The following is a 21,445-nucleotide window of genomic DNA, read 5'->3' as shown; positions in this document are numbered from 1 at the left end:
TCCTTTCATAACTCAAATTGGTCTACACATGCTTTTCTGCAAGCTTACTTGCTTAAATTCTCTATTGTTCCATCGTTTTATAAAGCTTTTGTAAATAACGCCAACGAGTTATATAGAAATATAAAACTTGTATACAGATAAATGAAATTAAAATTACAATAGAACTATTTAAAATAGAAAAATCGACTAATTGTTGCAATGCCATATAAGCAACCACTGTGTGTATTACTGCAATGGTAATCGGTAAAAAGAACATTAATAATAACTGTCTCGTTACGACTTTCTTTAGCTCCCGTTTACTTAACCCCATTTTCGAAATCATTTTATACTGCTGTTGATCGCGGTCCAAATCAGTATATAATCGAAAATAAATAAAACTAGCAGCAAATGTGAAGAAAACAATTCCGACTAAAACACTAGCCATAAGTAATAATCCATTCGTTTGTTTTGCACTTAGTAACTCTATTGTTAGTGCTCTAAATTCAAAATGTATATCTCTAGGATCTTGATTAAATATATTATTTAATTGGTTTGAAACCTCTTTCGTTTTTATCCAATCTTCTACAACAAATCCGTATGTACGATATTGAATAATATCTTCATTATCTGGACCACTATTAAGTGGAATTCCATCATATACATGATCTTGAATAGCAATATATATTCCTTCCGTATCATGAGGTAAAACTAAATTATCGACAGTTTTTTTCACATGAAATGTCTTTGTCCAATCGCCTTGAATGACTTCAATATCCTTCTTATAATCACCATTTTTAAATTCTTGTTTTTGTGATACCATTCCAGGAATTAATAACATTTCATCTTCTTTTTCAATCGTTTCTTGTTGATACCCTAGCGCTCTCGCAAGTTCGTTATATTCACTTAATTTCATTACATATACATTACTTTCCGTATATATATATGAAGATGAAGCCATTCGATACGGAATATTAGCATCAGCCAGATGTTTTTTTATAATAGAGAGATGTTTATCCGCTATTTTGTTGTTTTCAGGAGCCATGTATAGTAATGTATACGGATTCGTCATTCTTACTAAATCTTTATTTCCAAGAGCAGCTGTCGTGCCAATTGCTGTAAAAGCTACTGCTGAAATAATAGATACTATAAAAAACATCGTTGCATTATCTTTCATACGATAAATTAATTCTGAAAATGTTAGTATATTTGTTCTCTTTAAAAAGAAAGTTTCTCTCCTTTTAGCAAGATGCAATATATAAACGCTACACTGTGTATATAAAAAGTACGTTCCAATAATCACCAGGAATACTCCTATTCCTAGCAGAATAAAACTATGATTTGGGATAAAGCGAAATACTAACATATAGCCATACCCTATACTAAATAAAGAAAAAATTGATAATAAAATTGACGATTTTGGTTCAGGTTTTGGCTTTTCTCCTGCTTGAATCAGTTCCACTAGCTCTGTAACTTTTATCATTTTAAATGTTACTAGCGAAACAATTAAAAATAAGAACAGAAATGTAATGATTGTTAATAATACAGCCTGTACTGGTATATAAAAAGGCAAGCCGTTACTAATCATTAATACACTTGCGCTTATTAACAAAACTAGTTTAGAAAATATGAGTCCAATAAGAATACCTATACAAATGGAACCAAGTCCAATTAACATATTTTCAATTAACAATAACTTCTTAAGCTGTCTCATTGACATACCTTGCATCATTAAAATGCCAAATTCTTTCTTACGTGTTTTTAAAAACGAACTAACTGAATATAAAATAAAGAAAAATGAAAATACAAATATCAACCCTTGTGAAACTTTAAATCCTAATGTACCAAATGCACTGATTGTTGTACTTGTCGATTTCAACTCCCCTTGTAGATCAGGATGAAATAATAAAAGTGCATACGTAAAGAAAATCATAATTGAAAATGCACTACTTAAAAAATGACCTGCATATGTACGCTTATTACGAAAAATATTATTAAATGCGAACTGACGAAAAGTCATGCCTTTTCCCTCCTAACAAAGAAAGGACATCCATAATCTTTTGATAAAACGCTTGCCTGCTTTCACCGCAATAAATTTCGTTATATAGTTGACCATCTTTAATAAAGATTACTCGGCTGCAAAAACTCGCTGCATACGGATCATGAGTAACTAACATCATCGTAGCTTTTTCTTGTTTATTTAGAGTATCAAGCATCTCCATTACATCATTTGAAGATTTAGAGTCTAAATTCCCTGTAGGTTCATCTGCGAGTAATAATTGCGGCTTATGAACGATTGCGCGAGCGATTGCTGTTCTTTGAGCTTGTCCCCCTGATATTTCAAACGTTCTTTTACTTAATATTTCTGTAATGTTTAATTTCTCTGCAATTTCTTCCACTCGTTTGTTCATTTCTTTCACAGAAACACCATCTAAAGTCATTGGCAATACGATGTTTTCTTTTACAGTAAGTGTGCTAAGAAGATTAAATGATTGAAAAACAAATCCTAATTGTTTTCTGCGGAATAACGCTAAATCTTCTGATGATAATTGGAAAGGATTTGTGCCATTTATTAAAATTTCTCCCGATGATGGAGAATCAATAGTAGATACCATATTTAATAACGTTGTTTTCCCACTACCAGATGGCCCCATAATCCCTACAAATTCACCTTCTTGAATTGATAAATCAATATCAACTAATGCCTTATAAGGTACTTTCCCTTTATATACTTTACTAATACTTTTTGCATGTAAAATTTCCATGTATATTCTCCCTTCATTTGCACGTCTCATAACAGAGTGTAAATGAATTGTCTTACAGTTCATATTGATTCGTCTTTCATTTATCTTACACGCTTGTAAGATTTCTAAAAAACTGATAATAAAACTAGTTTTATACTATAATCGATGTATAACTATTTTATAATATTTGCATAGTGGTTTGAAATACAATACTATTTTCTAATCTTTATAATAATAATAAAAGACCGATTGCTTTATCGGCCTTTTTACTTGCAAATATTATATCTTTAGCTATTGTATTTAGTTGAAGCATATTTTAGGTACAAATAAAATACTATTTCACTTGATAATAGCCATTGCAAAAAACAGCGTTCTTCGGTTTAATTGCAATTAATATTGAATTGTAAATATCTGAAGCCGAAATGAATGTGTTTAACCAACATATAAATAACATGATTGATTTGATATTTCCTGATACAAAGAACGACATCACGGCAGGAACTACTGATAATACAACAATGGGTAGGCTCATAAAGATCCAAAATCTCATTTTAGATAAGATTGCATTTGTATTTAACCAAAAGAATATTCCACTAAATGTTAAGCTAACATCACCTTTTTTACTTATGACAAAAATATGTAGACATTCGTGAATGATGAAGACAAAGATACCTATTATGATAAGATAAAATATATTAATATGAGTGAAACCTGTTTCAAAAAAATAAGGTATCATAAAAATGATTATCTGAAGTAAATATACAAACTGCATATAATGTTTTCGGTACCAATTACTCTGTATAAAAGGCGTCCATTCTGAAAAATCCATACTTATCTGTGGTAAGTGGCGAAACCAAATAATGATATGCATCTCCTCCTTCATTTAGACTATTTCATAGATTAAACATTTTATCCCACTAGCACTCAACCGTAAGTTTTATATGCCCCTTTCTCACTAGACTTACCACAATATATTTTTTTGACTAAGATAGAATTCTTCCTTATACCATCCCACTCTCCCCTTGCATTCTTCTACTTGTGCTTAAAGAAATTCACTTGCAGGATAATCAAAGTAAAAAATTGGTATTTCTATAGTTTTATGCATTCGACAAAACATTCCAATCCCCTTTTCGTAAATGATTTTTTTATGGTTATCACATTTACAGCTTGATGCCACTGTTTTGGCGAAAAGCAATTCCATCGATAAGTCATCTCAATTGTAGCTTTCATATGTTAACAGCTATAATATGAATGTAAAAAAGCTTAGAGTTTTAACTCTAAGCTTTTTTATAATTTTGTTTCAATTCCTTTTACAGAGCACTATTTTTTATCCATTCGGATTTACTCAATATATAGTTATAAATTTGATTTTCTATCGTCTGTTGACCCAAATAAATCCACATTTTTCAATAACTTTATTTGATGGTACGTTGTTAATTAAAGCAATTACGTTTAGAACTTCAACGTTTGTATTTTCAAACAAATAATCGATCAAGCCTTTTGTTGCTTTCGTTGCATATCCATTATTATGATATTCACTTGAAACAGCATACATAATTTCTCTATTCGGTGCAGGAAGCTCATCTTTTATACCAGTACAGCACCATCCAATAAATTCATTTGTGGTTTTCTTAAATATTCCTAGTCTTAATGTGTGATTATCTATGTTAGTCGTAGTTCTCACTGCATGAAGAAACGCTTTATTTTCTGGTATTTCATAATTTGTAACCCAATTAACTCGTTGTTCTTTTGTTGATTTCCAGTCTGGCAAAAACTTTTCTATTTCCGGTTGATTGGATATGTTATAAATACTCTCTGCATCTGTAATCGTAAACTCTTACAGGTAAATATCTCCACAATCTATTCTAAATAACTTAGGCAAACTCTCTTTTCCCATGTTAATCACCCTTACTTACATTAAAGCTCCTTAATCTGCTTCGTAAGTTCCATAAACCGTTCATCCAGTTCTTTATATTCTTTGTCTTTAGAAGTTAAAAAGCTTAATTTACCTAATACTTCTTGTCTCTCTGTTTCTAATGTTAAACGTAGCTCTTCAATTTCATCTCTTGTTTTCGTAGGTTCTTCAAGCTGCTTTTGTATTGTATTGTTTACAAACACAAGTTTTGTATTAGTTGTTTTCTCCAGGAAATATCGATCGTGAGAAACGATAACAAGCGTTCCATTATACTCAGCTAAAGTATTTTCAAGCTGTTCACGTGAAGGAAGATCAAGGTGATTCGTCGGTTCATCTAAAATAAGTACATCTTTTTCATCTAAAATATAAGCCATTAGCTTACATTTCACTCGTTCACCCATACTCATATATCGAATCGGCTCTTTCCATTGGGAAGATTCAAACCCTAAATGTTTCATTAAATTTTGGACTTTTCCTCTTTCTTCAAATGTTTCTTTATAAAATAAATCTTCTGGTGTTTTATCAAGTGGTAAATCAAATACTTCTTGTGTTAAATAACCGATGTTTACTGATGGTGAAATCCATACTTCTCCTTCAGCAGTTTCCGCTCCCATAATCATCTTTAGTAATGTTGTTTTCCCGCTACCGTTTGGGCCAACAATCGCAATCTTCTCACCGTGCTGAATTGTAAAATTAACGTTTTCAAATAATATCCGATTATTAAATTCTTTCCGTAATTGTTTTACTTCTAAAAAACGTTTCCCTACTTTTTTATTCGCTTGAATAGAAAATTCAACCGAATAATCTTCTTTCACACGTTCAACTTTCGTTTTCTCAAGCTCTTTTTCAAGACGTTTTCGTTTCGATTTTACTTGCGCATCCATTCGCTTCGCCTTTACACGATAAAACTCTTTCACACCTTCTTGTTTTGTGGACTGCGCATGTGCCTTTTGTGACCATGAGCTTAATTCTTTTATATGAGTTTCTACTTGTTCTATCTTCTTTTGTTGTTTTTCATATTCACGCTGCTGCGTCATTCTTTTATGCTCACGTGCTTTCATATAACTCGTATAATTCCCGCTATGATCAATTAATTTCTTATCCTCAATTGACCATATTCTAGTCGCGACAACATCTAAAAAATATCGATCATGCGATACGACGATAACTGTACCTTTCATATTTTTTATTTGTTTAATAAGAAATTCCGTACTCATCTCATCTAGATGATTTGTCGGTTCGTCTAATATTAAGACATTAGGATTTTTAGCAAATCCTTTTGCTAATCGAACTTTTAGCTTTTCACCACCACTTAAAGTAAGAAAATCATTCGTTGGCACGCCCCATTTCGCAAGAAGTTCTGCTTCTTTTGCAATTATATCCTTACTAACAAAAAATTCTTTTTCTTGTTCAACATATGCTGTTGTCATGTTCATTTGCATCCATTCAACAGTACCTTTTGAAGGCTCAATCTTCCCATTTATTAATTGAAGTAACGTTGATTTACCGGCACCATTTTTACCAATTAATCCGATAACATCCCCTTGTTTTACTGTCACATTCATTTTCTCTAACAACATATTTTCCTTTATTTCAACATAAACATCATTTAATTTTAATAGTTCTTTCATAATACCGATCCCTTTCATTAAGGGAGAATAAAAAAATCCTCCCAAATAAATTTGGCAGGATTAGTCGTTAAAATATTTATACCCAAATAAGCTATTGCGCAACATAAATAGCAATACCGTTGTATGGAAATTGGGCAGACTAATCCTATTTTTTAGAAATTGAAATGTATTGAATTTCAACATTTAAAAATAAGATTAGTTAATCATCGTCCACCCATCATTCCTTTCCGTCGTTAATAACCATATTGTACCATACTAGTACTGTATGAGTAAATGTAATTATATGTGCTGTTAAAAAGATTGCTTTCTTTTAGATTTATTTATCATTCCTTAACTTCATGTTGAATAAGCACAAATTACATTGATTGTAATACGTCCTTTAGGTTTCCCCAGTAATAAATTTTATATAAAAACAAAATCTTATTCGTTATCCAATAATCACTTATTGTTTTCCGATAAATTTTTATTGATTATTCCCTTGTGATAAGCTATTATATCTTTACAGAAAATATTAATGTAAGGATTGAATTTATGGACAGGACATTAGAAATCACAAAGTTAAATATGTTTGTAAGGATTTTTATCCTCCCGATTATAGTAGGGATACTTGTTGGTATACTAACAAAATTGGGGCAAGGTATACTTCCAGGAAATTGGCATTCATTAGCTAACTTAGGAAGCGTTTGGTTAGTTCCATCCTTTTTTCTGGCTAGCTTCAGTTATTCTAAGCGTACAGCTATGCTTTCTGGTATCCTTGCACTACTCGGTATGGTATTAGGCTATTATGGTTATGCAATAGTTATTAAAAATGTAGCTCACTCTATTTATTTTATATCTGTATGGATTGTATGTGCATGTATAGGAGGAACTATCTTTGGAATTGCAGGTTTTCTATGGAAAGATACTACAAATCCACTTCATAAATTCGGAAGCGCACTTTTAAGTGGAGTTTTTGTAACGGACGGAATTCACATTCTATTAAACTTTGAAGATTACAGTCACATGTTACCTGTTGGATATACGGAAGTGATAGTCGGAATTATCTTGATTCTTATATTAGAACGCTCTAATGCTTATCGTGTGTCTTCTTTCTTAATGATGATTCCTATCACTATTTTAGGATTAATTGGGTATAAATTATTAAGTTTGTTTGCTTAATTACAATACTGTATCATGAAAAAACAAAAGACTAATTGTATTATAGTCCACAAAACATATCACGTATTCGAACATTATACTTATACATAGGATAGGATCCATGAAGCTATCTCTTTCAAAGGGGTGGCTTTTTTCTTACAAAAATATTTATCAGCTTTTTATTAAATCCTTCAAATTTAACAATCGTATTTAATAGTGTGTCATTATACATACTAATATGACGTTTTACCATTTCATATAACCGCTAAAAAAAAAAGACTAAAAAACTTATTTCCAAAGCTCTTTAGCCTAGATCACTTATTTATACATTATAAAATTTAATTCGTACAACCGTACCTTTACCAACTTCTGAATGGATTTCTACACTATGTCCTAATTGCTTCGTAATTTCATATACGAGATATAGCCCCATTCCAGTTGATTCTTTAAAATCTCTACCATTTTCTCCTGTAAAGAAAGGTTTAAACACTCTTGGCAAATCTTGCTTCGGTATGCCTACACCGTTATCAGCAATTTCAAGTATAACATTATTACCTTCCTTACAAGCTTTCACTTTAATCTTCTCTCGACTACCAGATGAATATTTAATCGCATTTGATAGTATTTGTCCAATTAAAAATTGTAACCATTTCGCATCACTTTCTACTGTAATGTCCTTATCAATTTTAAGCTCTGGATATACAAAATTCCGGATAAAGAAGCGTTTATGTTCATGCACAGAATCATTCACTATTTTATGTAGCTGTACTTTTTCCACGTAAAAATCTTGTGTAAATGCTTCTAAACGTGCGACATACAGTGCCATCTCTAACCCCTTTTTCAGCCTATCTGTTTCCTCATTTATACTTTCAAAACGCGGATCGACTTCATCCTGTGTAATTAATTCTATTACAGATAAAGGTGTTTTCATTTGATGAATCCACTGATTCATAAAAGTTAAATGATCATTATTTTTTCTTTCTTGTATGTGGAGCTGATTTTGATAATGGCGATATTGTACCTCAAGTAAGTCTTGAAGCGCAGCAGATATAGCTGCAAAATCAGATTTTTGAACCGATTCATCTAAAGATTGCATCGGGTTTGCTAATCGTTCATAGAAAGTACGATGAGTAAAGTAACGAAATACTAAATAGCCTACCATAAAAAAGGCACCTAAAAACATTGCATACAATGCCGTCGCGATATGCTTATGTCCATCAAACCAATATACGAGGAATATGGCTAGTAGTTGGATTGCTGTAAAGCAAATAAGTGGTATATGATCACGTATAAACAGCTTTATCATTTTTCCATACCAGTATCCCAAGTAATATGCAATCTATATCCAACACTACGAATTGTTTCAATCGCATTCTCAATATGTAACGTTTTTAACTTTTTTCGAACACGTGTCGTATTTACACTTAATGTATTATCATCAACATAGGATTCGCTATCCCATAATTTATTTAATAACACTTCTCTACTCACAACACGCGGATAATTTTTCATTAACATTTCTAATAAAATAGCTTCATTTCTCGTTACATCAATTTCTTGATTCTTAAGCTTCAATACAAGCCTTTCAGGATATAAACAAAGACCCTGTTGCTCAACCATCCGTTCTTCTACTTTCGGTGCATAATCTCCGTAAGCACGCCTTAAATGACTTCGAATTTTAGCCATTACAACTTCGTAATGGAATGGCTTTGAAATGAAATCATCGCCGCCGTTTTCTAGCGCCATGACTTGATCCATCGTACCTTCACGAGCTGAAATAAATAATATCGGACATGTAGAAGCTCCGCGAATTTGACGACACCAATAGTACCCATCAAAACTCGGTAAATTAATATCTAATAAAACTAACTCTGGTTGTTCTTCTAAAAAAATATTTAATACATTATGAAAATCCGATACAATAATTCCTTCATACCCATATTTCGCAACATGTGTTGATAATAATTCTGCTATTTTCATATCATCTTCTACAATCATAATTTTAACCATTATTTACTCCTTTTTCGATTCGCAATCGTATATGCAATTATATAAATAATACCTTTTTTTATTTAATCCGTAAATTTAAAAAGGATACTTTTATACAAAAGCATCCTTTTTCTATTTTTCTTACTTAATATGAAATTTACTCAAATTAAAACCTAGCTTCTCCACATAGCCCATACTTAGTTCCATTCGTGCCGTTTTAAGCGGGTCCACAACTTGACAAACTTTTAAATCGCCGGCAGCTGATAATATAAGAGTGGCATCAGCTTTAGACATTTCTAATTCTTCATGTAAAAATGTCACCATATTACGTACAGCGCGATTCGCTGCATCATCTAGCAATTTCTCTGAAGCAATCGTCATTACTTTTTCTTTTTGGATAGCCATTGGTAGTGGCCATTTCTTTCCTTTTATAATCTGAACTGTTACCGTCACCTCACCAGCAACCTCTACTCCACTAACACCAATTTCACCATCACCCATCGCTGCGTGTAAATCACCTAATGCTAATAAAGCACCAGGAACATTTACAGGTAATAATAATGTTGTCCCTTCTTTTATCTCTTTACAGTCCATATTCCCGCCGTGATCAAGCGGTGTGCCACATGAAATACTCTCTTCTTTTGGAGCAGTACCAATTACACCGATCATTGGATTAATTGGGATTTGTATTTCACTCGAAAACAAAACATGCTTATTATGTATTGGGACAATTTTCACTGTATTTTCATGTAGCTCTTCACCCATTACACCGAGATTCGTACCTGTAGTTAAAACACCTTGCTCTTCAATTTTTATCTTTTCAATCGTTACAACTAATATGTCACCAGGTTCTGCACCATTAATATATACCGGACCAGTCGCTGGATTAATCCGGTTCCAATCTAATTCTTGGAACACAACATCTTCAGAATCAATTTGATTTTCAAAGCAATCATATGTTTCAAATATAAGGCGACTCCCAATTTCCACTTCCATACATGGTTTATTTTCGGGTGACATTGCGTAAATGATATGTTCTTTCTGAATTCGAAACATTTTATTTCTCCCCTTTTATATTGACCTACAATTACTAATTAGCTTTCTTCGTAAAAGCTCCTGTTAAAAATTAATAAATTTACATATAGAAAAGCACCTAGCTTATTTTCATACATACACTCTTTACTATAACAGGTAAAGAAAGGTGGTATCACTATGCCCCTTATTCCATATAACGAAAGCGATGTTGATTTACTAGCTCGTTTAATGCGTGCTGAAGCTGAAGGCGAAGGTCGACAAGGTGAACAACTTGTTGGCTGCGTAGTAGTAAATCGTGTATTTTGTGATTGTTTAGACTTTAAACAACTCCGTACCGTACGTGATGCAGTGTATCAAAGCCCAGGTGGATTTGAAGCTGTACAATACGGATATTTTTATCAACGTGCTCGTGAATCAGAAAAAGAAATCGCACGAAAAGTTTTACAAGGTGAGTGGCGCTGGCCAGCAAGATGGGCGCTTTGGTATTTCCGTCCAGTTGGAGCTTGTCCGCCCGAATGGTATAATCAGCCGTTTGTAGGACAGTTTAAAAGTCATTGTTTTTATGAACCTAGTGGTGATGAATGTCCGAAATTGTATTCACGGTAGTAAAATGTGAAACGCAAGTACTTAGCTGAGTACTTGCGTTCCCTTTATTTTTTAGAAATCTAATAATGTGATAAACTTTTCGATGCCTACTACATGTATTAATAACGGTATTCGAGGGCCACTGGACTGACTCATAATGAGCTTATATATAATAATAAATAATTGTTTTTGATTTTCTTTCATTATTTTTTTATTTTCATGATGACAAATCGAATAAAATTGCTCCATTATGTTTGAATAATCTTTATTTGAACGCAGTATTTTACAAACTTCTACTAGCCATTTTTTTTGCCTTTCCTCTAATGTGTTATAAAACTCTGTATTTTTCTCCTGATTTACCGCCATTAATTTTTCAGGTTGAAAGTTTCTTATCCAATGCTCTGCACGATTACTTATCGCTCTCATTTCATCTAACGCATAGCTCCTATCTATTTTCTCTAATATCTCCTGTAAAATAAGTGAGTCAAAATTTAATAACGGCAACGTTCCTGCTACTTGATTAAATTTCGGATATTCTTTAAATCCGCTATCTACTCTAGAAAGCTTAATTGCATCAAATAAATCTTCATTTTTGAGCGTTTTATTCTCATAACTATCTTTCAATCGTTCATATTCTGTATAATTGCGAATTACATCTTCATCAAGACCGATATGAAACGCTGCGTCTGGCCTATATTTTGCAAACATAAATAGAATCACTTCGGGCAAATACACTTTTAGCAACTCGCTAGGTGTAATACTATTCCCTGAGGAACTAGACATTTTTTCATGATGCCCTTTAATTCCAATAAAATCGTAAGCAATGTAATGAGGCGCTTCACGATTGAATATTTTTCTCGCAATTTCTTTTGATACATTATAACTACCCGTTTCTGATGAATGATCTCTTCCGCCCGGCTCAAAAACAACATCCTCTATCATCCATCTCATCGGCCAATCGATTTTCCAATTCAGTTTCATTTCATTTGTATTTAATACCGATAATTCAGTTTGATTTCCGCATTCACATTCATACCGAACTGTTTTTAATACTTCATCAAAATGTGTAATCGTTGTCGCATCTTTCCCGCATTTCTCACAATATAATGTAACCGGATAAAAGCCCTCTCGCTCTTCTTCACTACACTCTCCCGTTTTAAAACTCATTAAAATATCATATATTTCTTTTCTTTTATATAAAGCCTCCAATATGTTTTTGTTATATCTTCCACTTCTATATTCAGCATGTTGATATATGAATTCCACTTCAATCCCAAATACTTGAAGCGATTCCTCAAACTCTTTTTCAAAATGCTCGGCATATGAATTATGACATCCATACGGATCTGGTATATCACAGTATGGCATTCCGATATACTTTACAAAAGATGAATCAACATTTTTAGGGACTTTTCTAAATCTGTCGTAATCATCCCATGAAAATATAAAACGAGTCTTTTTCCCTAAATCTTGAAGCGCCCTTACAACAAAATAAGTCGTTACGATTTCACGAAAGTTCCCAATATGAACAGAACCAGATGGACTAATTCCAGATGCGCAAACAAAAGTTTCTTTGTTTGGATGTTTTCTAATTAATTCATGTGCTACTTCATACGCCCAATGCATATACTACTCACCTCAATTATATTTTTGTTCTCACATTTTCATTTTTTTGCACTAAAAAAACTCCCACCCCCAAGATTATTCATCTTGAGGACGAGAGTTATTAGCTTCGTGGTACCACCTCAGTTTGTTAATATGTCGCCATATTAACCTCTTCAGGTACGGCAAAATATGCTTATACCCTATCTCTATAACGGGAGATCCCGTCGCACCATCCCTAAATAAATTAGTTCCTTGCGCAGCTCCAAGTCTTTTTTCATTAAGATGTATACTGCTCTTTCTCAGCTACCAGAGCTCTCTGTACGTATTCTTTCTTAACTACTCTTCTCTTCCATGCCATTTTACATATTAGTTTTTTCATATGATAATTTATAACGCTATTATTGTCAAACTTTTCCGAAACAAAATTATATAATTATCTAAAAAAATTCTTTATCGCTTCTAATTGAATTTTGTGACTACACTCATCACAGCAATATACCCCTTTTGGTTTCTCTTTAAATCGCTTATATTTTTCACTACCTTCATAAACACGAAATATATTTTTACAAGAAAAGCAAACAATCTCATAAAACATCATATGCATTTTCCTCTCCTTGTTTATATATTTTTTTATCAACCTAGAAAATCAGTTTTTCCGTAGTACAAATCTTAATATCTTCTGATTAAAAGGTTTACCTCTATTCTTATCGAATTATATAAATATCTTATAAAGCGAGGTGAACATCTTGCACAGTAATATAGAATTAGTTTTAGATGCGAAAGCAAGTTTAGCTGAAGGACCATCTTGGAATGAAAAAAAGCAACTTTTATACTGGGTTGATATTGTGGAGAAACAATTATGCATATTTAGTCCTACCGCTAATACAAACCGAGTAATTGCTCTCAATCAACAAATTGGCTGTGTTGTTCCATATTTAGATGACATACTACTCCTAGCTATGGAAAATGGCTTTTATTCTATTAATGTAGAAACAGAAAAACTGACACATATTTTTGACCCTGAACCACATTTATTTAAAAATCGTTTTAATGATGGAAAATGCGATCCTGCAGGACGTTTTTGGGCAGGTACTACAGATACATACGGTATTAATGCTGCTGGCTCCTTGTATTGTTTAAATAATAATTTAAAGGTAGAGAAAAAAGTTTCACATGTAAATACATCAAATGGCATAGCTTGGTCACCTGACCATACATACCTTTACTATATCGATACACCTACTAAAAAAGTAGTTCGTTTTCATTATGATATATGCTCTGGAGTAATTCTTAATCCAATTGATGTAATTATTTTCCCCGAAAATGACGGTCTACCTGATGGTATGACAATTGACGAGGAAGGTTGCTTATGGATTGCTCATTGGGGAGGTTCAAAGATTACTAGATGGAACCTTTCAACTGGTGAACAAATATTAAGTATCCCGATTCCAGCACTATATGTAACATCTTGTACATTTGGAGGGCCTAATTTAACCGACCTATATGTTACAACAGCCAGAACAAGAATGACGGATGACGAATTAAAGCAATATCCACATGCTGGTGGTATTTTTCGAATTCAAACAAATGTAAAAGGTTGTCCTACCCATTCATTTTGCAATAATAATATTGGAGCTGAAACACTATGAATCGTATCGATTACATTAGACAAGAAGAAAAGAAATATCATGACCTTTGCTATGAACAATATAAACTATTTGAAACTGGTTCTTGGCTGTACAAGCCGGTTAAAACAGTTATGGATTTAATGGATTATTTTGAAGGAAACAACAACTTGCAAGTACTTGATCTCGGCTCTGGCGTTGGAAGAAATAGTATTCCCATTGCCCAAAAGATTCAAAATGCGAGTGGTACTGTTACATGTGTGGATTTACTTCATTCTGCTTTAACAAAATTACAAACTTATAGTAAAGAATATGGTGTAATTAATAATATTAAAATAGAACAAGCAGCAATCGAAAACTACTATATCCAACCTAATACTTATGATTATATCGTTGCAGTATCCAGTTTAGAGCATGTTCAATCAGAAGAAGATTTAAAAAACGTGCTCCATTCTATGAAAGAAGGTACAAAAAGCGGCGGTATTAATTGTTTAATTATTAATTCGAACATACAAGAAATTGACTTACATACAAATGAAGAATTAGATGCTTTAATTGAAATTAACTTTCCTACTGAAGATATGATACATCTATTAAAAACTATTTATAAGGAATGGAAAGAAATTAAAGTTGAAATAAAAGAATTAGTTTATAATATTGTTCGCGATGAAAGGATTATTCAATTAAAAACAAATGCTATTACGTTTGTTGTTCAGAAATAAAACTATAAAAGGTAGGGTTTTTCCCTCATATATTCAGAGAAACACCCTTACCTTTCAATTATAAATTCTTCAAAAAATTGCTTCGTTATTACTTCATCTAAAACATTATTTTTATTAGAAATACTATTCAGCTAGTAATTGAATTCATTCATTTATTAATAATTGCTTGTCGAGCTTTTTCTTTATCATCAAAATGAATCGTTGAATCTTTTAAAATTTGATACGTTTCATGCCCTTTCCCTGCAATCAAAACCATATCATTAGAAGATGCCATGTTTATTGCGTGATTTATTGCAAGTTCACGATCTACTTCCACTTTATAATTCAAATTATTATTTTGCGAAAATCCTTTTTCAATATCTTTCATTATTGCCTGCGGATCTTCCGAACGTGGATTATCAGAAGTAATAAAAACAAAATCACTATAACTTCCAGCAATTCCACCCATTATAGATCGTTTTTTTGCGTCTCTATCTCCACCACAACCGAAAACAGTAATAATTTTACCTTTTGCAAACTCGCTAATTGTAGAGAGAACATTTTCTAACGCATCCGGTGTGTGGGCATAGTCCACTATTACAAGGAAATCTTGATTTTCATCTATGATTTCCATTCTACCTTCAATACTCTTTAAGTTAGATAAGCTATCACTAATGTTTGTAAGCGGAATACCTTCAACCAATGCAACTGTTATTGCTGCTAATGCATTATAAACATTAAAACGACCTACAAGATTAAGGCTAACCTCTATTTCGCCATTAAAGGACGAAACTAAAAAACGAATTCCTTTTGGACTTAAAGTTATGTTCTTCGCTTGAACATCTGCTCCATTATGTATTCCATATGTGATAACCTCAGCTGAAGTAATTTTTTTAAAGTATTCTACCGATGGATCGTCTGCATTCAAAACAGCTATTTTTTTATCCGTAGTAGATAAATCATTTCCTAATCTTGAAAAAAGAAGACCTTTTACATGCTTATATTCATGAAATGTTCCATGATAATCCAAATGATCTTGCGTTAAATTTGTAAAAACAGCTATTTTAAAGTTACATCCTTTCACTCTTTCCATATGTAAACCTTGTGACGTAACTTCCATAACACAATAATCTGCATTTTGATTTTTCATCATTTGCAAATTCCGTTGAAGTGTTGGAGGTTCTTGCGTATTAATATCAGTAGGATACCATTTTGAATCAACTTTCACTCCGTTATTCCCCATGAGCCCCGTATGATATCCATAATCACTTAAAATTTTTTCAAGTAAATAGGAAGTAGTTGTTTTTCCATTTGTACCTGTAATTCCAATTAGCTTCATTTTATTAGATGGATAACCATAGAAGTGTGACGCAATAACTGCCATAGCATACCTAGCATCTTTAACAATTATTTTAGGTATCTCAATATTTACATCCCTTTCTACAATTAACGCTACAGCACCATTCTTCACTGCATCTTCAACAAATTGATGTCGATCTTCAAGAAAACCATCGATACCTGATACACATATAAATAGATCTCCATCAGTTATCTTTCTAGAATCCATTTCTAACCCTGTAATTTCTACATCCATATCGCCAATAGTTTCTTTAATCAATAACAAATTCGCCAGCTCTTTTAGTTTCAAATGTCCCGCCCCCTTAAACATTTCCCTTATTTATTTTACCACTTTATATAAAATAATGGCTTAAAATACCATATTGATTTAACGAAATTTATTCATCTTCAATAAACAAAAAATAAAAGAGCACTTGTTTCCGCAAGTGCTCTTTTGGGGATTTTGAGATACCCTATTAACGAAAGTTAAGGTTACTTAAAGTTAAAAGGTATTTATATTATATGCTTGTCCTTTTTATTTGTGCACAATCAATATCTAAGAATTTATATTAACACTAAATAATTTTATTAATTACTATTTTAGAATAAAGGTTATTCAACTCATTGCAAATAGCCTAAAAAAGATAAGCCAAAACTATTTTTAAAATATAAAATTATATGCAAACAATCAAAATTAACCTAAAATATATAAAGGGTATACCATTCTAACAGTTAAATGCTTAGATTTGTCCTTTTCCATAATTAACAAGGATAGAGTAACATGAAAATAGAGAACTAGTACCGTTACTAATCACATGCAGGTTCTATGAAAATTACATTTTCATACTATAAACATAAATAAAAGGGGTACATATGAAATGAATGGTTTAATGGAAAATAATTTAAGAACTTTGTTCCTTCTCTTTGTAAGTATAATTGTCCTAGTATTTCAAATTATTGTTTTTGTAAGAATAGTAAGAAACTGGTTCAAAACCAAAAATATAGATAAATTAAAAGAAGATACACAGTATATTAAGAAGCTAACTATAATATACATAGGAATTATGGTAATAGGCGCTATTACAAACTTACCTTTATTCGGATTTATATTGTTAGGTTTTATGTCTAATACTATTATATTAATGTCTTTAAAGATAGAATTGTCTAATACAAAATCAAATCAGTTGAAAACTGTGAAGAACTCAAAGCTCATGTTATGGTTTGTAATGAACACTGTACACTTAGTACTTTTCTTTGTTGAGGGGATAAAACTCATTAAAAGTATTTAAAGCGATACTTTGAGATAACGATACATCACTTAATTGCATTACATTGACAAATTTATAGAAGCGATCGTATCTTTTAAAAGAAACAGTCGCTTCTATAAACATATATGTATTAAGATTTATATTTTTTTACTGTACAAGGAATAGTTACGATATACAAATCTATAGCATAGATTGTAACCCAAATCCCTTTCCCTTCAGCTTTTAACTTTTTATTTAGTTGAGATAAATGCTCTGAAACTTTTCTTTTCCCCCACCTTCTAGGAAACCATTGAAAAACTTTAGGGACATTATGTTTCTTATTATACTAAGCATTCAATCTCCAGAAAGCGAAAAAAAACAAGACAATACTTATAATACAAAAAATATCAAAATATGAAATCCCTAAAATCATATTTTCTCCTCTTCTTCTTTTTCTGACATTAAAACTCCCCAAAAATATTAAACACATTTTGTTTCTAATTTTATCACTGTATTTCCCCGTATTTTAAGCGCTATCTAATCTTGTTTCTCTAGATTTATCTTTATTCAGACTTCTAGTTCATTTATAATTCCTAGTATGTTTGCCTTTATTATTTATGCAGAATATACAATTAATATATACTAATTTTTCACAGGTCTTTTCTACATTTTATCATTAAGAAATTAATTGCAGGTTTATTTGCCATGTTTTTATTTGGTTCATCAATTTCCGAAACTTGTACTAATCCATATTTTTCAAAACCTTGTTTTATAGATTCAGAATCATAGAAGAACATTTTTACACCTTCCATTATCTCATAATAATCTTTATCCAACTGTTTTCCTTTGCCATACATTGGAGCCTTTTTAGAAACAGTTGTAAAAACCATATATCCACCAGGTTTTAACTGATTATAACAATCTTTAATAAATTTCTCTCTTTCCTGTTCATTCAACAAATGAAGAAGTGCATGACTAAATATCCCATCGTAAAGGTTAGTATCGAAAGGCATTTCGTTTACCGAGCCGTGATATATACCAATATCCCCCAATCCGTTTTGTGTTGCTAAATCAATAGCTGTTTTTGAAATTTCAATCCCTATTACATTTATACCATTATCGATAAACACCTTTGCGTTTCTTCCATATCCAATACCCGGAACTAATATATCCTTAACATTCTTTTCTAGAAAAAAATCTTTTGTCAAAATTGCAGATTCTGTAGGTTCAAACCCCCACATCGTTTGTTTCTCAATAAAACTTGATTCCCAAAATTCCATTATATTTCTATCTCCTTATTTTTATCTCATGTTTAATATCACATGAAAGACCTATTCATTTTAACGCTGCTTTTTTCACCACATGCACTATAGGTCCATTGAATATATCATATTAATAAGCCTATATCTAATTTAAAGATTGGCTGAATATCTATTCTAAATATTAACTTTTACATTTAGAAAAATAAAAAATGCCAATACTTCAATTGTATATTGGCATTTCACATAAGAAATTATCTTTTTATATTGTACTGATCTATTACTTTTTCTAACACTTCTAAAGTGATTGGCTGAGCTTTCTCTATTAATTGGTAACCAATCCGCCCATTTGGTTCAGCTGTAACTTGTTGTAAAATTTTTAAATCATGAATCCCTTTTTCTCTTAATTGCATATATAGTTGTTGTTCCGACATTTTCGCCTTCATCAAATTCTCTTTTACAATCTCTCCATTTTCTACTACTATAATGCTACTGCCATTTAGGAATTGTTCCATCTTCTTTGATTTCAATTCAAAGAAATGAATGATAAGAAGTACGCACGCAAATATTGCAGCTGCAAATATAGATGGGACTACTTTCCTACTTAATACCGGTTCTACAATGATACGTGCAATTGATACTACTATAATGATTTCAGCTCTTGTCATTTGGCTAACAGATTTACTACCTGTCATTTTTAATGCAATAATTCCAGTTAAAATTAAAATAATGCTTTCAAAAATCATATTCATAATAGCCCAACCCTTTAATGGTGAATGTTACTAGCATTCCCATTTCATATAGCATTCTAAATGTATTTTAATTAAACTTTTTTGTAAAAATCAAACTTACATATACTGAAAAAGAACCTATTTTAATCAACCTTTTTTCAATAAGGATTTGATAATCCATCTTCCATTGTCAAAAAAATAAAAAGCACCCGAATGGATGCATATAGATTAAACTTATTCATTATTACTTTCTACACTTTCATCATCAACTGATTTGGAGTCTAACATGCTGCCTATATCAGGCAGTAAAGCTAACTCTATTCCAGCTACTGGTTGATTATCTTCATTAAACCATTGTTTCTTAAATTTAATCAATTCTTCATTTTCCTTTTTTTCATCCATATTACCCCGCCTTTTATGTACATGATATGAAACATTTTACTTAATATGTACATTTAGAAAGATAATATACTATATATACTATTTGTACATATTGGAAAAGCAAAACCTCTTCTTTGTTTACACAACTCGTTGTACCTGGCCATTTTATTCATATGAGACAAATACTTTTAAAGGGGTAATTCCCCCTTGACTCAATTCCTCAAAACATTGTTCAAGTTTGGTCCTTCTAAAACTAATTTATTTTGTTCCATTTATAACCCTCACATTTTATAAAAATATATTCTCACTACATTTCAAACAATGTATAATAAATTCATCTAAAATTTAAGCTATAACGTTGGCTAGCACCCAACAGTGATAATTGAATTTGATGGATATGGAATTAATGAGTATGTTTTTGGCCTTAATTGTTCTCTTAAAGAGTTAATGATAATGTATTTAAATGTTAAAAATGAAGAAATATCTAATAAAGAGCTTCTAATTTTATTTTGTATGCGGTACCACTATGAACGAATCCCAAAGTTATTACAAGAAGACCTCTTGAGCGATGTTGTTATTGATTTAGATACAGACTATATTTATATCCCTAATAGATAACAGTAAACTAGATTGAGTGAATAGAAATTACGATTCAGCTAAGTGTTTAATAAAATAAGTCATTGCCCAAATTAATGTCGCAAATTGAGTGACAAAATACATTGTCCATTCAAAACGAGTCAATTTTCTCTCTCGTTTAACCTTCTTTAAATATCTGTAAAATATAAATGTACTTAAAAACATAAGTAACAACGATAATTGTTGTAAATCATCAATTATACGTACTGCCATAGACTCTATCAGCCTCCTATTTAAAATAAAGTGAAACTTTAATTAGTGGAGGTTTTCTTCATCCCCACTGATTATCAGCCCTCACCAATCGGACTTTTATGGGCGGCCCGACCCCTACCTACCTAACTTCCTTGCTTTCGCTGCATTTTGAGATGGGGGTCTTACTGCCCATTAAAGTGGGGTAAATGCTATACTTTAAGCTTAACATTTATTTGTAGTTTATTTCCATTTAAATTACTTATGTCCAAAATAAAAAGAGCATTCAACTATTGAGTGCTCTAAAAAATATTAATTTAACACATTCTTCCCGTAATAATTTTATGACAGTTCTCTTACTTTTTATAACTCAGTTCTATCACTGCCGGTATATGATTACTATCATATTTCCTTGTATAGATCTCTCCATTTGGAGTAACTAATTGTAATACAATCTCGCCACAAACACCATGTGGTATTTCAAATTCACCTTCTATATTTGAAACACTGCGTTCCTTACTTTCAATTGAATCTTCATAAATTTTCACATTAGATATAGGTTCGTTATTTTGATCTACGATAATGCCTCTTGAATACTTACCAATCGCGATACATTGATCATCTTTTTTATAATAATTAATTAGAACGACAGCTCCAATTATAATAGCGCTACACACAAACAAGAGAATCATGTTGTGCCTCACAACAAACCTCCTTATTC

General features: G+C 31.6%; 21 protein-coding genes, 2 pseudogenes and 1 other annotated feature. Of the genes and pseudogenes, 6 read left to right on the top strand and 17 right to left on the bottom strand.

Going from position 1 to position 21,445, the window contains the following annotated elements; all coding sequences use genetic code 11:
- Positions 1-61: 61 nt before the first annotated feature.
- The 5 genes and pseudogenes from BGI23_RS12620 to abc-f all read right to left on the bottom strand — a co-directional run bounded on the left by BGI23_RS12620 (position 62) and on the right by abc-f (position 6,266).
- Complete coding sequence (locus BGI23_RS12620; RefSeq protein ID WP_070806109.1) at positions 62-1,996, bottom strand: ABC transporter permease; 1,935 nt, start codon at positions 1,994-1,996, stop codon at positions 62-64.
- Positions 1,971-2,741 (bottom strand): ABC transporter ATP-binding protein, encoded by a 771-nt coding sequence (locus BGI23_RS12615; RefSeq protein ID WP_070806108.1) that lies wholly within the window; start codon positions 2,739-2,741, stop codon positions 1,971-1,973. Before BGI23_RS12615 ends, BGI23_RS12620 begins: the two co-directional genes overlap by 26 nt.
- A gap of 313 nt (positions 2,742-3,054) precedes the next feature.
- Positions 3,055-3,591: a DUF3267 domain-containing protein gene (locus tag BGI23_RS12610; RefSeq protein ID WP_000547457.1), complete on the bottom strand. Its 537-nt coding sequence runs from the start codon at positions 3,589-3,591 to the stop codon at positions 3,055-3,057.
- 439 nt (positions 3,592-4,030) lie between these two features.
- A pseudogene (locus tag BGI23_RS12605) lies at positions 4,031-4,548 on the bottom strand (GNAT family N-acetyltransferase).
- Positions 4,549-4,637: 89 nt separating this feature from the next.
- Positions 4,638-6,266 (bottom strand): ribosomal protection-like ABC-F family protein, encoded by a 1,629-nt coding sequence (abc-f, locus tag BGI23_RS12600; RefSeq protein WP_070807305.1) that lies wholly within the window; start codon positions 6,264-6,266, stop codon positions 4,638-4,640.
- 531 nt (positions 6,267-6,797) lie between these two features.
- Between abc-f and BGI23_RS12595 the strand changes: the two genes are divergently transcribed.
- Positions 6,798-7,424, top strand: a complete 627-nt coding sequence (locus BGI23_RS12595) for a DUF6518 family protein (RefSeq protein ID WP_070806107.1) — start codon at positions 6,798-6,800, stop codon at positions 7,422-7,424.
- Between the two features lie 301 nt (positions 7,425-7,725).
- Here BGI23_RS12595 and BGI23_RS12590 read toward each other — a convergent pair whose 3' ends face one another.
- The 3 genes from BGI23_RS12590 to BGI23_RS12580 form a co-directional block, all read right to left on the bottom strand.
- Positions 7,726-8,709: a sensor histidine kinase gene (locus tag BGI23_RS12590; protein WP_070806106.1), complete on the bottom strand. Its 984-nt coding sequence runs from the start codon at positions 8,707-8,709 to the stop codon at positions 7,726-7,728.
- Entirely contained in the window at positions 8,706-9,413 is a 708-nt protein-coding gene (locus BGI23_RS12585) for a response regulator transcription factor (RefSeq protein WP_070806105.1), read from the bottom strand. The genes BGI23_RS12590 and BGI23_RS12585 overlap by 4 nt, the downstream gene beginning before the upstream one ends.
- Positions 9,414-9,533: 120 nt before the next feature.
- Positions 9,534-10,448, bottom strand: coding sequence for an acetamidase/formamidase family protein (locus tag BGI23_RS12580; protein ID WP_001977651.1), 915 nt, complete (start codon positions 10,446-10,448; stop codon positions 9,534-9,536).
- Positions 10,449-10,604: 156 nt separating this feature from the next.
- On the opposite strand from BGI23_RS12580, the gene BGI23_RS12575 reads away from it, so the two are divergent.
- Complete coding sequence (locus BGI23_RS12575) at positions 10,605-11,033, top strand: cell wall hydrolase (protein ID WP_001128419.1); 429 nt, start codon at positions 10,605-10,607, stop codon at positions 11,031-11,033.
- A gap of 51 nt (positions 11,034-11,084) precedes the next feature.
- On the opposite strand, the gene lysS is transcribed toward BGI23_RS12575, so the two are convergent.
- Positions 11,085-12,638 (bottom strand): lysine--tRNA ligase, encoded by a 1,554-nt coding sequence (lysS, locus tag BGI23_RS12570; RefSeq protein ID WP_070806104.1) that lies wholly within the window; start codon positions 12,636-12,638, stop codon positions 11,085-11,087.
- 83 nt (positions 12,639-12,721) lie between these two features.
- Positions 12,722-12,978 (bottom strand) — a binding site (T-box leader).
- 72 nt (positions 12,979-13,050) lie between these two features.
- Positions 13,051-13,221: a DUF2197 domain-containing protein gene (locus BGI23_RS12565; RefSeq protein ID WP_000551046.1), complete on the bottom strand. Its 171-nt coding sequence runs from the start codon at positions 13,219-13,221 to the stop codon at positions 13,051-13,053.
- A 142-nt stretch (positions 13,222-13,363) separates the two neighbouring features.
- Here BGI23_RS12565 and BGI23_RS12560 point away from each other — a divergent pair, with 142 nt between their 5' ends.
- Both BGI23_RS12560 and BGI23_RS12555 read left to right on the top strand, forming a co-directional pair.
- The gene (locus tag BGI23_RS12560; RefSeq protein WP_070806103.1) at positions 13,364-14,266 is read left to right on the top strand and encodes an SMP-30/gluconolactonase/LRE family protein; all 903 of its coding nucleotides are present in this window, start codon (positions 13,364-13,366) and stop codon (positions 14,264-14,266) included.
- Positions 14,263-14,964 (top strand): class I SAM-dependent methyltransferase, encoded by a 702-nt coding sequence (locus BGI23_RS12555; RefSeq protein WP_070806102.1) that lies wholly within the window; start codon positions 14,263-14,265, stop codon positions 14,962-14,964. The genes BGI23_RS12560 and BGI23_RS12555 overlap by 4 nt, the downstream gene beginning before the upstream one ends.
- A gap of 148 nt (positions 14,965-15,112) precedes the next feature.
- Here the strand turns inward: BGI23_RS12555 and BGI23_RS12550 are convergent, their stop codons facing one another.
- The gene (locus BGI23_RS12550; RefSeq protein ID WP_070806101.1) at positions 15,113-16,591 is read right to left on the bottom strand and encodes a UDP-N-acetylmuramoyl-L-alanyl-D-glutamate--2,6-diaminopimelate ligase; all 1,479 of its coding nucleotides are present in this window, start codon (positions 16,589-16,591) and stop codon (positions 15,113-15,115) included.
- A gap of 568 nt (positions 16,592-17,159) precedes the next feature.
- Between BGI23_RS12550 and BGI23_RS12545 the strand changes: the two genes are divergently transcribed.
- The gene (locus BGI23_RS12545; protein ID WP_001013787.1) at positions 17,160-17,570 is read left to right on the top strand and encodes a hypothetical protein; all 411 of its coding nucleotides are present in this window, start codon (positions 17,160-17,162) and stop codon (positions 17,568-17,570) included.
- Positions 17,571-17,679: 109 nt separating this feature from the next.
- Here the strand turns inward: BGI23_RS12545 and BGI23_RS12540 are convergent.
- The 4 genes and pseudogenes from BGI23_RS12540 to BGI23_RS28425 form a co-directional block, all read right to left on the bottom strand.
- Positions 17,680-17,961 (bottom strand): annotated as a pseudogene (locus BGI23_RS12540) (hypothetical protein).
- 217 nt (positions 17,962-18,178) lie between these two features.
- The gene (locus BGI23_RS12535; RefSeq protein ID WP_070806100.1) at positions 18,179-18,808 is read right to left on the bottom strand and encodes a class I SAM-dependent methyltransferase; all 630 of its coding nucleotides are present in this window, start codon (positions 18,806-18,808) and stop codon (positions 18,179-18,181) included.
- A gap of 233 nt (positions 18,809-19,041) precedes the next feature.
- Entirely contained in the window at positions 19,042-19,539 is a 498-nt protein-coding gene (locus tag BGI23_RS12530) for a DUF421 domain-containing protein (protein WP_070806099.1), read from the bottom strand.
- Between the two features lie 213 nt (positions 19,540-19,752).
- Positions 19,753-19,920 (bottom strand): hypothetical protein, encoded by a 168-nt coding sequence (locus BGI23_RS28425; RefSeq protein ID WP_070806098.1) that lies wholly within the window; start codon positions 19,918-19,920, stop codon positions 19,753-19,755.
- Positions 19,921-20,274: 354 nt separating this feature from the next.
- Here BGI23_RS28425 and BGI23_RS28690 point away from each other — a divergent pair, with 354 nt between their 5' ends.
- Positions 20,275-20,517, top strand: a complete 243-nt coding sequence (locus BGI23_RS28690) for a hypothetical protein (RefSeq protein ID WP_016717558.1) — start codon at positions 20,275-20,277, stop codon at positions 20,515-20,517.
- A 27-nt stretch (positions 20,518-20,544) separates the two neighbouring features.
- Here BGI23_RS28690 and BGI23_RS12515 read toward each other — a convergent pair whose 3' ends face one another.
- Both BGI23_RS12515 and BGI23_RS12510 read right to left on the bottom strand, forming a co-directional pair.
- Positions 20,545-20,748 carry a hypothetical protein gene (locus BGI23_RS12515; RefSeq protein WP_044792402.1) on the bottom strand — a complete coding sequence of 68 codons (204 nt, stop codon included), beginning with the start codon at positions 20,746-20,748 and terminating at the stop codon, positions 20,545-20,547.
- A gap of 332 nt (positions 20,749-21,080) precedes the next feature.
- On the bottom strand, positions 21,081-21,428 hold the full coding sequence (locus BGI23_RS12510) for a serine/threonine protein kinase (RefSeq protein ID WP_044792404.1): 348 nt from the start codon (positions 21,426-21,428) through the stop codon (positions 21,081-21,083).
- Positions 21,429-21,445: the final 17 nt, after the last annotated feature.

This window comes from Bacillus sp. ABP14 (assembly GCF_001831375.1).
GTDB classification, from domain to species: domain Bacteria; phylum Bacillota; class Bacilli; order Bacillales; family Bacillaceae_G; genus Bacillus_A; species Bacillus_A paranthracis.
This window is presented reverse-complemented; position numbering and strand designations above follow the sequence as displayed.

What these genes read in the sequence shown, in the direction of transcription:
- BGI23_RS12620 (WP_070806109.1), bottom strand. Translation starts at nt 1,996, where the DNA reads ATGACTTTTCGTCAGTTCGCATTTAATAATATTTTTCGTAATAAGCGT.
- BGI23_RS12615 (WP_070806108.1), bottom strand. Translation starts at nt 2,741, where the DNA reads ATGGAAATTTTACATGCAAAAAGTATTAGTAAAGTATATAAAGGGAAA.
- BGI23_RS12610 (WP_000547457.1), bottom strand. Translation starts at nt 3,591, where the DNA reads ATGCATATCATTATTTGGTTTCGCCACTTACCACAGATAAGTATGGAT.
- abc-f (WP_070807305.1), bottom strand. Translation starts at nt 6,266, where the DNA reads ATGAAAGAACTATTAAAATTAAATGATGTTTATGTTGAAATAAAGGAA.
- BGI23_RS12595 (WP_070806107.1), top strand. Translation starts at nt 6,798, where the DNA reads ATGGACAGGACATTAGAAATCACAAAGTTAAATATGTTTGTAAGGATT.
- BGI23_RS12590 (WP_070806106.1), bottom strand. Translation starts at nt 8,709, where the DNA reads ATGATAAAGCTGTTTATACGTGATCATATACCACTTATTTGCTTTACA.
- BGI23_RS12585 (WP_070806105.1), bottom strand. Translation starts at nt 9,413, where the DNA reads ATGGTTAAAATTATGATTGTAGAAGATGATATGAAAATAGCAGAATTA.
- BGI23_RS12580 (WP_001977651.1), bottom strand. Translation starts at nt 10,448, where the DNA reads ATGTTTCGAATTCAGAAAGAACATATCATTTACGCAATGTCACCCGAA.
- BGI23_RS12575 (WP_001128419.1), top strand. Translation starts at nt 10,605, where the DNA reads ATGCCCCTTATTCCATATAACGAAAGCGATGTTGATTTACTAGCTCGT.
- lysS (WP_070806104.1), bottom strand. Translation starts at nt 12,638, where the DNA reads ATGCATTGGGCGTATGAAGTAGCACATGAATTAATTAGAAAACATCCA.
- BGI23_RS12565 (WP_000551046.1), bottom strand. Translation starts at nt 13,221, where the DNA reads ATGCATATGATGTTTTATGAGATTGTTTGCTTTTCTTGTAAAAATATA.
- BGI23_RS12555 (WP_070806102.1), top strand. Translation starts at nt 14,263, where the DNA reads ATGAATCGTATCGATTACATTAGACAAGAAGAAAAGAAATATCATGAC.
- BGI23_RS12545 (WP_001013787.1), top strand. Translation starts at nt 17,160, where the DNA reads ATGAATGGTTTAATGGAAAATAATTTAAGAACTTTGTTCCTTCTCTTT.
- BGI23_RS12535 (WP_070806100.1), bottom strand. Translation starts at nt 18,808, where the DNA reads ATGGAATTTTGGGAATCAAGTTTTATTGAGAAACAAACGATGTGGGGG.
- BGI23_RS12530 (WP_070806099.1), bottom strand. Translation starts at nt 19,539, where the DNA reads ATGAATATGATTTTTGAAAGCATTATTTTAATTTTAACTGGAATTATT.
- BGI23_RS28425 (WP_070806098.1), bottom strand. Translation starts at nt 19,920, where the DNA reads ATGGATGAAAAAAAGGAAAATGAAGAATTGATTAAATTTAAGAAACAA.
- BGI23_RS12515 (WP_044792402.1), bottom strand. Translation starts at nt 20,748, where the DNA reads ATGGCAGTACGTATAATTGATGATTTACAACAATTATCGTTGTTACTT.